This is a genomic window from Pseudomonas sp. 1D4, assembly GCF_001728925.1.
GTDB classification, from domain to species: Bacteria; Pseudomonadota; Gammaproteobacteria; order Pseudomonadales; family Pseudomonadaceae; genus Metapseudomonas; species Metapseudomonas otitidis.
The window spans coordinates 23,591-36,020 of sequence record NZ_LXJQ01000025.1; the positions used below are offsets into that span (position 1 = coordinate 23,591).

General features: G+C 63.1%; 14 protein-coding genes and 1 tRNA gene. 11 read left to right on the forward strand and 4 right to left on the reverse strand.

From position 1 onward, the window contains the following. Nucleotides 1-45: 45 nt before the first annotated feature. From A7D27_RS14335 to A7D27_RS14345, 3 genes are all read right to left on the reverse strand, one after another. Nucleotides 46-543: an RDD family protein gene (locus tag A7D27_RS14335; RefSeq protein ID WP_069559342.1), complete on the reverse strand. Its 498-nt coding sequence runs from the start codon at nucleotides 541-543 to the stop codon at nucleotides 46-48. A 105-nt stretch (nucleotides 544-648) separates the two neighbouring features. Further along, on the reverse strand, nucleotides 649-861 hold the full coding sequence (locus tag A7D27_RS14340) for a cold-shock protein (protein ID WP_069559341.1): 213 nt from the start codon (nucleotides 859-861) through the stop codon (nucleotides 649-651). A 327-nt stretch (nucleotides 862-1,188) separates the two neighbouring features. After that, nucleotides 1,189-1,274: transfer RNA gene (locus A7D27_RS14345), tRNA-Leu, on the reverse strand. A gap of 106 nt (nucleotides 1,275-1,380) precedes the next feature. Here A7D27_RS14345 and queA point away from each other — a divergent pair. The 6 genes from queA to A7D27_RS14375 all read left to right on the forward strand — a co-directional run bounded on the left by queA (nucleotide 1,381) and on the right by A7D27_RS14375 (nucleotide 7,543). Beyond that, entirely contained in the window at nucleotides 1,381-2,430 is a 1,050-nt protein-coding gene (queA, locus tag A7D27_RS14350) for a tRNA preQ1(34) S-adenosylmethionine ribosyltransferase-isomerase QueA (RefSeq protein ID WP_069565282.1), read from the forward strand. A 14-nt stretch (nucleotides 2,431-2,444) separates the two neighbouring features. Further along, nucleotides 2,445-3,563, forward strand: a complete 1,119-nt coding sequence (tgt, locus tag A7D27_RS14355; protein ID WP_165664657.1) for a tRNA guanosine(34) transglycosylase Tgt — start codon at nucleotides 2,445-2,447, stop codon at nucleotides 3,561-3,563. 53 nt (nucleotides 3,564-3,616) lie between these two features. Continuing rightward, nucleotides 3,617-3,955 carry a preprotein translocase subunit YajC gene (yajC, locus tag A7D27_RS14360; RefSeq protein ID WP_069559338.1) on the forward strand — a complete coding sequence of 113 codons (339 nt, stop codon included), beginning with the start codon at nucleotides 3,617-3,619 and terminating at the stop codon, nucleotides 3,953-3,955. A gap of 60 nt (nucleotides 3,956-4,015) precedes the next feature. Beyond that, nucleotides 4,016-5,878 (forward strand): protein translocase subunit SecD, encoded by a 1,863-nt coding sequence (secD, locus tag A7D27_RS14365; RefSeq protein WP_069565284.1) that lies wholly within the window; start codon nucleotides 4,016-4,018, stop codon nucleotides 5,876-5,878. Between the two features lie 7 nt (nucleotides 5,879-5,885). Next, nucleotides 5,886-6,800: a protein translocase subunit SecF gene (secF, locus tag A7D27_RS14370; protein ID WP_069559336.1), complete on the forward strand. Its 915-nt coding sequence runs from the start codon at nucleotides 5,886-5,888 to the stop codon at nucleotides 6,798-6,800. Between the two features lie 173 nt (nucleotides 6,801-6,973). After that, nucleotides 6,974-7,543, forward strand: a complete 570-nt coding sequence (locus A7D27_RS14375; RefSeq protein ID WP_069565285.1) for a glycine zipper 2TM domain-containing protein — start codon at nucleotides 6,974-6,976, stop codon at nucleotides 7,541-7,543. Nucleotides 7,544-7,603: 60 nt separating this feature from the next. Here A7D27_RS14375 and suhB read toward each other — a convergent pair whose 3' ends face one another. Next, the gene (gene suhB, locus A7D27_RS14380) at nucleotides 7,604-8,419 is read right to left on the reverse strand and encodes an inositol-phosphate phosphatase (protein ID WP_044406015.1); all 816 of its coding nucleotides are present in this window, start codon (nucleotides 8,417-8,419) and stop codon (nucleotides 7,604-7,606) included. A gap of 152 nt (nucleotides 8,420-8,571) precedes the next feature. Here suhB and trmJ point away from each other — a divergent pair, with 152 nt between their 5' ends. The 5 genes from trmJ to iscU all read left to right on the forward strand — a co-directional run bounded on the left by trmJ (nucleotide 8,572) and on the right by iscU (nucleotide 12,428). Then, entirely contained in the window at nucleotides 8,572-9,345 is a 774-nt protein-coding gene (gene trmJ, locus A7D27_RS14385; RefSeq protein WP_069565286.1) for a tRNA (cytosine(32)/uridine(32)-2'-O)-methyltransferase TrmJ, read from the forward strand. Further along, complete coding sequence (gene cysE, locus A7D27_RS14390) at nucleotides 9,345-10,121, forward strand: serine O-acetyltransferase (protein WP_069565287.1); 777 nt, start codon at nucleotides 9,345-9,347, stop codon at nucleotides 10,119-10,121. The genes trmJ and cysE overlap by 1 nt, the downstream gene beginning before the upstream one ends. A 138-nt stretch (nucleotides 10,122-10,259) precedes the next feature. Next, nucleotides 10,260-10,766: a Fe-S cluster assembly transcriptional regulator IscR gene (iscR, locus tag A7D27_RS14395; protein ID WP_044406009.1), complete on the forward strand. Its 507-nt coding sequence runs from the start codon at nucleotides 10,260-10,262 to the stop codon at nucleotides 10,764-10,766. A gap of 30 nt (nucleotides 10,767-10,796) precedes the next feature. Continuing rightward, nucleotides 10,797-12,011 (forward strand): IscS subfamily cysteine desulfurase, encoded by a 1,215-nt coding sequence (locus A7D27_RS14400; RefSeq protein WP_069565288.1) that lies wholly within the window; start codon nucleotides 10,797-10,799, stop codon nucleotides 12,009-12,011. A gap of 30 nt (nucleotides 12,012-12,041) precedes the next feature. Further along, nucleotides 12,042-12,428, forward strand: coding sequence for a Fe-S cluster assembly scaffold IscU (gene iscU, locus A7D27_RS14405; RefSeq protein ID WP_044406005.1), 387 nt, complete (start codon nucleotides 12,042-12,044; stop codon nucleotides 12,426-12,428). Nucleotides 12,429-12,430: the final 2 nt, after the last annotated feature.

Consider the following 12,430-nt stretch of genomic DNA (forward strand, 5'->3'; position numbering starts at 1 on the left):
GTCGCTCATGAAAAAGCCGGCTTGGAGCCGGCTTTTTCATGTTCGCTACTTCTTGTGAGCGCTCTTGGGGAGTTGCACCACGATGCTCTCCGAGTAGCGGTCGTGCCAGGTACGCTTCTCCTTGTCCCAGAGCATCCACAGGAAGCCGAGGCCGAAGCAGAGCCAGGAGCCCATGGCGACCACGAAGCGCAGCAGGGCTTGCCAGAGGCTGACCGCCGAGCCATCGCGATTCTGGATGCGTACGCCCCACACCTGCATGCCAAGGGTCTGGCCGTTGTGGGTCCAGAACTTGGCGAAGAATGCGAACAGGCTGAAGAACAGCACTGTGGACAGGACCGGGTCGTGGGCCAGCAGGCCTTGCTCGGCCATTTCCCGCAGGCGCTCGCCGCCGTAAATCGAGCGCAGGATGGCCTGTTGGTAAAAGAGGGTGACTACCATCAGCAGGGCAACGCTGAGCAGGAAGTCATAGAAGATGGCGGCGAAGCGGCGAACGGCCCCGGCTGTGGGGAAATCGCCTTCCGGGCGCAGGATGTGTTTCGGCATGGAGGGCCCTTGTCACATGTGAAGACGCCGCATTCTAAGGGCAGGCACCGAAACGCGGACATAAAAAAACCCCTGATGAGGCATCAGGGGTTTTCTTGCAGCGACTTAGGCCAGGATCTGGACTTTGTCAGCTTGCATGCCTTTCTGGCCTTGGATGGCTTCGAAGGTGACCTTCTGGCCTTCCTTCAGGCTGCGGAAGCCGCTGCCTTCGATGGCGCGGAAGTGTACGAACAGATCCGGACCGCTCTCGGGGGTGATGAAGCCGAAGCCCTTCTCGTCGTTGAACCACTTAACGGTGCCGGTTTGACGATTCGACATGTCTCAATTTCCTTGGAACTGGAGTTGATTTTCAGCCTCTGCCCGACATTGGGCTGAGGGCTAGGAACTGGTTGCAAAGAGTAAGAGAAGTCGAGCGGGATGTAGCGGATCTGTCGGATCTACTGCATCAGGTCACGATTCAACAGCGACCCATGCAAACACAGTGCTACACACTCTACGCTAACTGTCCGGGGCTGCCAATCCCCCGTGCAGGCGAGTTTCGACGCGGCATGTGCGCAAGCGACTACATGTCGTTCGGGGAACGCTGAACAGCGCAGATAAGGACGAATTGATACGAGGGGAGGTGGTCTTGCGACCTAAGGATCGTGGTGCCCCGGGAGAGACTCGAACTCTCACTCTGTCGCCAGAAACGGATTTTGAATCCGCCGCGTCTACCATTCCGCCACCGGGGCACGATGGCGGCGCAGTATAGGGAGGGCGCCTGGGGCGGTCAATCCGCCTGCGTGGTCAGATTTGCCTAATTCCGCTACTATTCGCGCCCCTCTGAGACGATCCACCATGCGCGTTGCCGATTTCAATTTCGACCTTCCTGAACACCTGATCGCCCGCCACCCGCTGAGCGAGCGGTGCGCCAGTCGCTTGCTCGTGCTCGATGGCACCAGCGGCGAAATCGCCCACCGTGGCTTTTCCGATCTGCTCGGCTACCTTCGCCCTGGCGATCTGATGGTGTTCAACGACACCCGGGTGATCCCGGCGCGCCTGTTCGGGCAGAAGGCTTCGGGCGGGAAGCTGGAGATCCTGGTGGAGCGTGTGCTGGACAGTCACCGCGTGCTGGCTCACGTACGTTCGAGCAAGTCGCCCAAGCCGGGTTCGACGATCTTCATCGACGGCGGCGCCGAAGCCACCATGCTGGCTCGCCATGATGCGCTGTTCGAGCTGGGCTTCGCCGAAGAGGTGCTGCCGCTGCTTGAGCGGGTCGGGCACATGCCGTTGCCTCCTTATATAGATCGCCCTGACGAGGACGCCGACCGCAAGCGCTACCAGACGGTGTACGCGCAGCACGCCGGTGCCGTCGCGGCGCCCACTGCGGGCCTGCATTTCGACCAGGCCCTCCTGGACGCCATCGCCGCCAAGGGGGTCGAGCGCGCCTTCGTCACCCTGCATGTGGGGGCCGGTACCTTCCAGCCGGTACGGGTGGAGCGCATCGAGGACCACCACATGCACAGCGAATGGCTTGAGGTGAAGCAGGACGTGGTGGATGCCGTTGCCGCCTGCCGGGCGCGCGGCGGGCGCGTGATCGCCGTCGGCACCACCAGCGTGCGTTCGCTGGAAAGCGCCGCGCGGGATGGTCAGCTCAAGCCCTTCAGTGGCGACACCGACATCTTTCTGTACCCCGGGCGGCCCTTCCATGTGGTGGATGCCCTGGTCACCAACTTCCACCTGCCCGAATCCACCCTGCTGATGCTGGTCTCGGCCTTCGCCGGCTACCCCGAGACCATGGCCGCCTACGGGGCGGCGGTGGAGCAGGGCTATCGCTTCTTCAGTTACGGTGATGCCATGTTCATCACCCGCAACCCCGCTCCGCGCGGGCCCGAGGACCTCGCATGACGCGCACCTGCCGCATGAGTTTCGAACTGCTCGCCACCGAGGGCAAGGCCCGCCGCGGGCGCCTGACTTTTCCCCGTGGCGTGGTCGAGACGCCCGCCTTCATGCCCGTAGGCACCTACGGCACGGTGAAGGGGATGCTGCCGCGTGATATCGAAGGCATCGGGGCGCAGATCATCCTCGGCAACACCTTCCACCTCTGGTTGCGCCCGGGTACCGAAGTGATTAAGCGCCATGGTGATCTGCATGACTTCATGCAGTGGCAGGGGCCGATCCTCACCGACTCCGGCGGCTTCCAGGTATTCAGCCTGGGGGCGATGCGCAAGATCAAGGAAGAGGGCGTGACCTTCGCCTCGCCGGTGGATGGCGCCAAGGTGTTCATGGGGCCTGAGGAGTCCATGCAGGTCCAGCGTGACCTGGGCTCCGACATCGTGATGATCTTCGACGAATGCACCCCGTACCCGGCGGACTTCGACACCGCGAAGCGTTCCATGGAGCTGTCGCTGCGCTGGGCCAAGCGTTCCAAGGCTGCCCATGGCGAAAACACCGCCGCGCTGTTCGGCATCGTCCAGGGCGGCATGCACGAAGAGCTGCGCCTGCGTTCCCTCGAAGGCCTGCTGGAAATCGGCTTCGACGGCCTGGCCATCGGCGGCCTGTCGGTGGGCGAACCCAAGGAAGAGATGATCCGCGTGCTCGACTTCCTCCCGCCGCACCTGCCGGCGGACAAGCCGCGCTACCTGATGGGCGTGGGCAAGCCCGAGGATCTGGTGGAAGGCGTACGCCGTGGCGTCGACATGTTCGACTGCGTGATGCCTACCCGCAACGCGCGCAATGGCCACCTGTTCATCGACACCGGCGTGCTGAAAATCCGCAATGCTGTTCACCGTCACGATGACTCGCCGCTCGAGCCCGGCTGCGACTGTTACACCTGCAAACACTTCTCAAGGGCTTATCTCCACCATCTGGATAAATGCGGCGAAATGCTCGGCAGCATGTTGAATACAATCCACAACTTGCGGCATTACCAGCGCCTGATGGCTGGTTTGCGCGAGGCTATTCAACAGGGTAAATTGGCCGACTTCGTCGATGCCTTCTATGCCCGGCGCGGACTACCGACACCGCCCCTGGACTGCTAACGCCGCATTTCCCAAGGCCGAACACTTTCAAACTTCCGCAACAGGAGTGCTACATGAGCTTTCTGATCCCCGCCGCCTACGCCGACGCAGCCGCTCCGGCCGCCGCAGGTCCTGCCGGCACCGGCTTCGAGTGGGTTTTCCTGATCGGTTTCCTGGTCATCTTCTACCTGATGATCTGGCGCCCCCAATCCAAGCGCGCCAAGGAGCACAAGAACCTGCTCTCCGGCCTGCAGAAAGGTGACGAAGTGGTCACCTCCGGCGGCATCGCCGGCAAGGTGGTCAAGGTTTCCGATGACTTCGTGGTCATCGAGGTCTCCGACACCGTCGAGCTGAAGATTCAGAAAGTCGCTATCGCCGCGACTCTGCCGAAAGGCACGCTGAAAGCCATCTAACGATTCATCTTCACCATTCACGGGGCGCCTTGGGCGCCCCGCGTCATAACGGGCGGTGTCATGCTCAACAAATATCCCCTGTGGAAGTACCTGCTGATCCTGGCGGTCCTCACCGTCGGCCTCATCTATTCCGCACCCAACCTCTACCCTGATGATCCGGCGATCCAGATTTCCGGCACCAGCACCGCGCTGAAGATCCAGCAGCCCGATGTGGACCGCGCGCTGGCGGCGCTGAAGGAAGCAGGCATCGAGGTCAAGAGTTCCAGCATCAGTGAGCGTGGTGGCCTGTTCCGCCTGACCAAGCTGGCCGACCAGCTTCCGGCGAAGGATGTCATCCGCCGTGCGCTGGGCGACGACTACGTGGTCGCCCTCAACCTGGCCCCTACCACGCCCCAGTGGCTGCGCAGCCTGGGTGCCACACCGATGAAGCTTGGCCTCGACCTCTCCGGTGGTGTGCACTTCCTGCTGGAAGTGGATATGGAAAAGGCCCTGACCTCACGCCTGAAGATCTACGAAGGCGAAGTCCGCACCCTGCTGCGCAAAGAGCGCGTGCGTTACCGCAGCTTGCCGGGCGTCGACAATGGCTTCCAGTTGGGCTTCAGCGACCAGGACAGCCTGGACAAGGCTCAGTCCCTGATACGCAAGACCTTCAACGACTTCGACCTGAAGACCGGCGAGCGCGGCGACCAGCAGGTTCTGACCCTCACCCTGACTCAGGCCAAGATCACCGAGATCCGCGAATACTCCCTCAAGCAGAACCTCACCACCGTTCGCAACCGTGTGAACGAGCTGGGCGTCGCCGAGCCGCTGGTCCAGCGCCAGGGTGCCAACCGTATTGTGGTGGAGCTGCCCGGCGTGCAGGACACCGCCGAAGCCAAGCGTATTCTCGGCAAGACCGCCAACCTCGAATTCCGCCTGGCGGCTGCGGCCGATGCCAACAAGGCCAGCACCGAGTCCTTCGAGTTCCGCGAGCCGGGGCGTCCGCCCGTGCCGCTGGAGCGCAGCCTGATCATCACCGGTGACCAGGTGACCGATGCCCAGGCGAGCTACGACGAGAATGGCCGCCCGCAGGTGAACATCCGTCTCGACGGTCATGGCGGCGAACTGATGAACCGCGCCACCCGCAACAATGTGGGCCGCAGCATGGCGGTGATCTTCATCGAGCAGCGCCCGCAGAGCCGCTACGTGAAGCAGGTGGTCGACGGCGTCGAGAAGGAAGTCGAAGTCCAGAGCTTCAAGGAAGAGAAGCAGATCATCAGCCTGGCGACCATTCAGTCGCCGCTGGGTAGCCAGTTCCGTATCACTGGCCTGAACGGCCAGGGCGAGTCCTCCGAGCTGGCCCTGCTGCTGCGTGCCGGCGGCCTGGCTGCGCCAATGTACTTCGCTGAAGAACGCACCATTGGCCCGAGCCTGGGTGCCGAGAACATCGTCAAGGGCATCGAGTCCACCGAGTGGGCGATGATCTTCGTGTCGCTGTTCATCATTGCCATCTACCGCTTCTTCGGTGTGCTGGCCACCGTGGCCCTGGCATTCAACCTGGTGCTGCTGGTCGGTCTGATGTCGGTGATCGGTGCCACCCTTACTCTGCCGGGCATCGCCGGTATCGTCCTGACCCTGGGCATGGCGGTGGACGCCAACGTGCTGATCTTCTCGCGGATACGTGAGGAGCTGGCCAACGGAATGAGTGTGCAGCGTGCGATCCAGGAAGGCTTCGATCGCGCCTACACCGCGATCATCGACTCCAACCTGACCACCCTGCTGGTGGGTGGCATCCTCTTCGCCCTCGGTACCGGGCCGATCAAGGGCTTCGCCGTCACCATGTCGCTGGGTATCGTCACTTCGATGTTCACCGCGATCATGTTCACCCGAGGCCAGGTCAACCTGATCTTCGGTGGCCGCAACTTCAAGAAACTGTGGATCTGAGGCAGCCATGATCAAGTCAACCATTCGCTTCATGGCGATCCGCAACCTCGCGTTCGCCATCACCGTCGTCATCAGCCTGATCGGCATCGGCAGCCTGTTCATGAAGGGGCTGAACTTCGGCCTGGACTTCACTGGCGGCACGCTGATCGAGCTGTCCTACGAGAAGCCGGCCAACCTGGAGCGCATCAAGGAAGAGCTGGGGCAGGCCGGTTACCGCGATGCCGTGGTGCAGAGCTTCGGTGCCACCACCGACGTGCTGGTCCGCCTCGCCGGCGAAGACCCGCAACTGGGTAACCAGGTGGCGGCTTCGCTGCGCAAGATCGACGCCGACACCCAGTTCACCGTCAAGCGCGTCGAGTTCGTCGGCCCGCAAGTAGGTGAGGAGCTGCGTGACCAGGGTGGCCTGGCCATGCTCCTGGCGCTGGGCGGCATCCTGCTGTACCTCGGCTTCCGCTTCCAATGGAAGTTCGGCGTCGGTGCGGTGGCTTCGCTGATCCACGACGTGATCGTCACCCTGGGCATCCTGGCGTTCTTCCAGGTGCCGTTCGACCTGACGGTGCTGGCGGCGGTGCTGGCGATGATCGGTTACTCGCTCAACGACACCATCATCATCTTCGACCGCATCCGCGAGAACTTCCGGGTGCTGCGCAAGGCGGACCTGATCGAGAACATCGACGTGTCCTGCACTCAGACGCTGCTGCGTACTATCGCCACTTCCTCCTCAACGGCGCTTGCCCTGCTGGCGCTGCTGCTGTTCGGTGGTGACAGCCTGCATGGTTTTGCCCTGTCGCTGCTGGTGGGCGTCGTGGTGGGGACTTACTCCTCCATCTACATCAGCGCACCGGTGCTTATCTGGCTGAAACTGACCACTGAGGACCTCATTCCGCCGGCCGCGACTGCCGAAGTGGATGAGCGCCCCTGACAGCAGGTGTGCTTCATCGGAAGGGCCCGCGCAAGCGGGCCTTTCTCGTTTCTGGCTTTGTGAAAGGCATCCCACTGGCTGCTTCGCTGGTTGGTGTGTAGGAACTTGGGTGAATGTGTGTAATCCAAGGCAGGGCATAGGGCGAAAGCCCGGAGTGAAACCAGGAGGTCCATGTGAACAAGTCGATGCTCGTCGGCGCAGTGCTGGGTGCGGTCGGTGTAACCGCCGGTGGTGCCGTCGCAACCTACAGCTTTGTGGGCAATGGCCCGGAATACGCCGAGGTGCTCGCGGTACAGCCCGTCAAGGAGACCATCAAGACCCCGCGCGAAGTCTGCAAGGATGTCGCCGTGACCCGCCAACGGCCGGTCCAGGACCAGCACCAGATCGCTGGCACCGTGCTCGGCGCGGTGGCGGGTGGCCTGCTGGGCAACCAGGTCGGTGGCGGCAACGGCAAGAAGATCGCGACCGTGGCTGGCGCCGTGGGCGGCGGTTATGCGGGTAACAAGGTGCAGGAGCATATACAGAACAGCGACACCTACACCGCCACCGAAACCCGCTGCAACACCGTGCACGAGACCAGCGAGAAGGTGGTCGGCTATGACGTTCAGTACCGGTTGGACAGTCGTGTGAACCAGGTGCGCATGGATCACGATCCGGGGGCTCAGATCCCGGTGGGCAAGGACGGTCGCCTGATCCTGTCGCAACGCCAGCCGCTGCAGCAGCAGGCCGGCGTCAACCAGTAACCGCTGGCTCTAGCCCATGAAAAAGGCGCCTCGAGGCGCCTTTTTCGTTGCGGTCGCGGTTCAGCGCTTCAGCGAAGGCGGCAGGTGCGGCTGAATGGCAGTCAGCACGGCCTTGAAGCACTTGGTGTTGCCTGCCACGACGTGGCCTTTTTCCAGGAAGTCGTGACCGCCGGTGAAGTCGCTCACCAGGCCGCCGGCTTCCTGTACCAGCAGGGCGCCTGCTGCCATGTCCCACTCGGACAGGCCGAACTCCCAGAACGCATCGAAGCGGCCGGCGGCGACATAGGCCAGATCCAGGCTCGCGGAGCCGGCGCGGCGCAGGCCTGCGGTCTGGCCGACCAGGCTGCGGAACATGTTCAGGTAGTTGTCCAGGTGGTCGAGTTGGCTGTCACGGAAGGGGAAGCCGGTGCCGAGCAGGGCGCCTTCCAGGCTCTTGCGGTTGCTGACGCGCAGGCGGCGGCCGTTCAGGGCGGCGCCACGGCCACGGCTGGCAGTGAACTCTTCCTGGCGAACCGGATCGAGGACCACGGCGTGTTCCAGGCGACCCTTGTACTTGCAGGCGATGCTGACGGCGAAGTGCGGGACGCCGCGGATGAAGTTGGTGGTGCCGTCCAGCGGGTCGATGATCCACTGGTAGTCGGCGCCCTCGCCGGTGCCGGCGATGGAGGTACCTTCCTCGCCCAGGATGCCGTGGGTCGGATACGCCTTGCGCAGGGCCTGGATGATGGTTTCCTCGGCAGCGCGGTCGACTTCGGTGACGTAGTCCTTGGCGTCCTTCTCGTTGATGGCGATCACGTCCAGGCGCTCGATCGAACGGAAGATCAATTCGCCGGCGCTGCGAGCGGCGCGCAGGGCGATGTTCAGCATGGGCTGCATGGGGGCGTATACCTGGGGTCGTTAAAGAAAGCCGCGAATTCTAGCAGAAAAGCCCAGGCCATGTAGATGCGCCCATCGGCCTTCGTGGTGTTTACCCGACTGTTTCTGTAAGATTTCCCACCCTTTTGTAGTCCAGGTGGGAGCAGGCGGGCGTGCTGCAGAATATTCGTGTGGTGCTGGTCGGCACCAGTCATCCCGGCAACATCGGCGGTGCTGCGCGGGCGATGAAGAACATGGGTTTGTCGAAGCTCGTGCTGGTCCAGCCGGAGCAGTTCCCTGACCGCGAGGCCTATGCCCGCGCCTCGGGTGCTGACGATATCCTCGAGTCCGCTCTGGTGGTGGACACCCTGGAGCAGGCGCTGGTGGGTTGCAGCCTGGTCTATGGCACCAGCGCGCGGGATCGCCATATCCCCTGGCCGCTGCTGGACCCTCGCGAGTGCGCGGCCAGTTGCGTCGAGCAGATCAGCGACGGGGCCGAAGTCGCCCTGGTGTTCGGGCGCGAATACGCCGGCCTGACCAATGACGAGCTGCAGCGTTGCCAGTTCCATGTGCATATCCCGTCCGACCCGGCCTTTGGCTCCCTGAACCTGGCGTCCGCCGTGCAGGTGCTGACCTATGAGGTTCGCATGGCCTGGCTGCAGGTCCAGGGCCAGCCGACCAAGATGGAGAAGGTTGAGCTCACGGCCGAGGAGAACGTGCAGCCGGTGACGGTCGACGAGCTGGAGCGCTTCTTCGGCCACCTGGAGCAGACCCTGGTGGACATCGCCTTCCTCGACCCTGAGCGTCCCCGGCATCTGATGACCCGCCTGCGCCGGCTCTACGGTCGCGCCTCCATCAGCAAGCTCGAGATGAACATCCTGCGCGGCATCCTCACCGAGACGCAGAAGGCGGCGCGCGGCGAGATCCAGAAGCGGAGGGAGAAGTGATGCTGGCTCGCATGCGGGAAGATATTCGAGGTGTATTCCACCGTGACCCGGCAGCACGCAACGCCTTCGAGGTGCTCACCTGCTACCCGGGGCTGCATGCCATCTGGCTGCATCGCGTCGCGCACGCGCTGTGGGTTGCCGGGTGGAAGTGGGCGGCGCGGTTGGTATCGAACTTCGGTCGCTGGCTGACCGGCATCGAGATCCACCCCGGAGCACGGATCGGCAGGCGCTTCTTCATCGACCACGGCATGGGCATCGTCATCGGTGAAACTGCCGAGATCGGTGACGACGTCACGCTCTACCAGGGCGTGACCTTGGGTGGCACCAGTTGGAGCAAGGGTAAACGTCACCCGACCCTGGAGGATGGCGTGGTGGTGGGGGCGGGGGCCAAGGTGCTTGGCCCGTTCACGGTCGGGGCGGGGGCCAAGATCGGCTCCAATGCGGTTGTGACCAAGGCGGTCCCGGCCGGTGCCACGGCGGTCGGCATTCCCGCGCGGATCATCGTCAAGGAAGACTCCGAGCAGGCCGCGCGGCGTCAGGCGCTGGCCGAGCGCTTCGGCTTCGATGCCTATGGTGTCGGGCAGGACATGCCGGACCCTGTGGCGCGTGCCATCGGCCAACTGCTTGATCATGTCCAGGCGGTGGATCAGCGCCTCGACGGCATGTGCAAGGCGCTCACCGAGCTGGGCAGTGACTACCGCGCGACGGCCCTGCCCGAGTTGCGTTGCGAGGCCTTCGAGGGTGAAAAGGGCGCCACGGAGCGTCCGACTGTCTGATAGGCGAAGGTGCGAGTTTCTGATATGATTCGCGCCCCTGCCCAGCGCAATACCTGACTTATTTAATCAGGCTTATAGTTGACTTAAATAGTCGGGAATAGCATACTCGCTCGCACTTCAGCGAACCGTGGACTTCCCATGCGACTGACCACCAAAGGCCGCTACGCCGTCACAGCCATGCTCGACCTGGCTTTGCACTCGCAGCAAGGTCCGGTTTCTCTGGCAGATATTTCCGAGCGTCAGGGCATCTCCCTCTCTTATCTTGAACAGCTGTTCGCCAAGTTGCGCCGTGGCAATCTGGTCAGCAGCGTTCGCGGCCCGGGCGGCGGCTACCAGTTGTCCCGCGACGTTTCCAGCATCTACGTGGCGCAGGTCATCGATGCGGTCAACGAGTCCGTCGACGTCACGCGCTGTCAGGGTCAGGGCAACTGCGACTCCTCCGGCGGTGCCTGCCTGACCCACCACCTGTGGGATGACCTCAGCCTCCAGATCCACGACTTCCTCAGCAGCATCAGCCTGAGCGATATCGTCAGTCGCAACGAGGTCCAGGAAGTCGCTCAGCGTCAGAACGAGCGCCATGGCCAGCGTCGTCCCAGTGGACGGAATTCGAGCCCCGAAAAGATTGAAGTGTCCGCCATCGAATGAGCAGGGCACCCGCCTGATAGGAGACAACCGATGAGATTGCCGATTTACCTGGATTACTCCGCAACCACTCCGGTCGACCCCCGCGTTGCTCAGAAGATGAGCGATTGCCTGCTGGCCGACGGCAACTTCGGTAACCCTGCTTCCCGCTCCCATGTGTTCGGCTGGAAAGCCGAGGAGGCTGTGGAGAACGCCCGTCGCCAGGTGGCTGAGCTGGTCAGTGCCGACCCCCGCGAAATCGTCTGGACCTCCGGTGCCACCGAGTCCGACAACCTCGCCATCAAGGGTGTCGCGCACTTCTACCAGAGCAAGGGCAAGCACCTGATCACCTCCAAGATCGAGCACAAGGCGGTCCTGGACACCACTCGCCAGCTGGAGCGTGAAGGCTTCGAGGTCACCTACCTGGAGCCGGGTGAAGACGGCCTGATCACCCCGGCGATGGTCGATGCGGCACTGCGCGACGACACCATCCTCGTCTCCGTCATGCACGTGAACAACGAGATCGGCACCGTCAACGACATCGCCGCCATCGGCGAGCTGACCCGTGCTCGCGGCATCCTGTTTCACGTCGACGCGGCCCAGTCCACCGGCAAGGTGGAGATTGATCTGGAGAAGCTCAAGGTCGACCTGATGTCCTTTTCCGCCCACAAGACCTACGGCCCGAAAGGCATCGGCGCTCTCTACGTACGCCGCAAGCCGCGGGTGCGCCTGGAGGCGATGATGCATGGCGGTGGTCACGAGCGCGGCATGCGTTCCGGTACCTTGGCCACCCACCAGATCGTCGGCATGGGCGAAGCCTTCCAGATCGCCAAGCAGGAAATGGCCTCCGAGAGCGAGCGCGTTCGTGGCCTTAGTCAGCGCTTCTGGGCGGCCCTGGAGGGTATGGAGGAGCTGTACCTGAACGGCAGTGCAACCGCCCGTGTTCCGCACAACCTGAACCTCAGCTTCAACTACGTCGAAGGCGAGTCGCTGATCATGGCGCTCAAGGACCTGGCCGTATCCTCGGGTTCGGCCTGCACCTCCGCCTCCCTCGAGCCGTCCTACGTGCTGCGTGCCCTGGGCCGTAACGACGAGCTGGCGCACAGCTCCATCCGCTTCACCTTCGGTCGCTTCACCACCGAGGAAGAGGTCGACTATGCGGCCGCCAAGGTGCGTGAGGCCGTGGACAAACTCCGTGAATTGTCCCCCCTGTGGGACATGTACAAAGAGGGCGTCGACCTCTCCAAGGTCGAATGGCAGGCGCACTGACGCCACCCCTGATGAGCGAGGAATAAGCACATGGCATACAGCGAAAAGGTCATCGACCACTACGAGAACCCCCGGAACGTTGGCAAGCTCGACGCCGAGGACCCGAACGTCGGCACCGGCATGGTCGGCGCCCCGGCATGCGGCGACGTGATGCGTCTGCAGATCAAGGTCAACGAGCAGGGCGTGATCGAAGACGCCAAGTTCAAGACCTACGGCTGCGGCTCCGCCATCGCCTCCAGCTCCCTTGCTACCGAGTGGATGAAGGGCAAGACCCTGGACGAGGCCGCTGCCATCAAGAACACCACCATTGCCGAAGAGCTGGCCCTGCCGCCGGTGAAGATCCACTGCTCGGTTCTGGCTGAGGATGCCATCAAGGCGGCCGTCCAGGACTACAAGCAGAAGAAGGGTCTGATCTGATC

Excerpts from the sequence above, each read along its gene's own strand:
- A7D27_RS14335 (WP_069559342.1), bottom strand. The coding sequence starts at position 543 with ATGCCGAAACACATCCTGCGCCCGGAAGGCGATTTCCCCACAGCCGGG.
- A7D27_RS14340 (WP_069559341.1), bottom strand. The coding sequence starts at position 861 with ATGTCGAATCGTCAAACCGGCACCGTTAAGTGGTTCAACGACGAGAAG.
- queA (WP_069565282.1), top strand. The coding sequence starts at position 1,381 with ATGCGCGTTGCCGATTTCAATTTCGACCTTCCTGAACACCTGATCGCC.
- tgt (WP_165664657.1), top strand. The coding sequence starts at position 2,445 with ATGAGTTTCGAACTGCTCGCCACCGAGGGCAAGGCCCGCCGCGGGCGC.
- yajC (WP_069559338.1), top strand. The coding sequence starts at position 3,617 with ATGAGCTTTCTGATCCCCGCCGCCTACGCCGACGCAGCCGCTCCGGCC.
- secD (WP_069565284.1), top strand. The coding sequence starts at position 4,016 with ATGCTCAACAAATATCCCCTGTGGAAGTACCTGCTGATCCTGGCGGTC.
- secF (WP_069559336.1), top strand. The coding sequence starts at position 5,886 with ATGATCAAGTCAACCATTCGCTTCATGGCGATCCGCAACCTCGCGTTC.
- suhB (WP_044406015.1), bottom strand. The coding sequence starts at position 8,419 with ATGCAGCCCATGCTGAACATCGCCCTGCGCGCCGCTCGCAGCGCCGGC.
- cysE (WP_069565287.1), top strand. The coding sequence starts at position 9,345 with ATGCTGGCTCGCATGCGGGAAGATATTCGAGGTGTATTCCACCGTGAC.
- iscR (WP_044406009.1), top strand. The coding sequence starts at position 10,260 with ATGCGACTGACCACCAAAGGCCGCTACGCCGTCACAGCCATGCTCGAC.
- A7D27_RS14400 (WP_069565288.1), top strand. The coding sequence starts at position 10,797 with ATGAGATTGCCGATTTACCTGGATTACTCCGCAACCACTCCGGTCGAC.
- iscU (WP_044406005.1), top strand. The coding sequence starts at position 12,042 with ATGGCATACAGCGAAAAGGTCATCGACCACTACGAGAACCCCCGGAAC.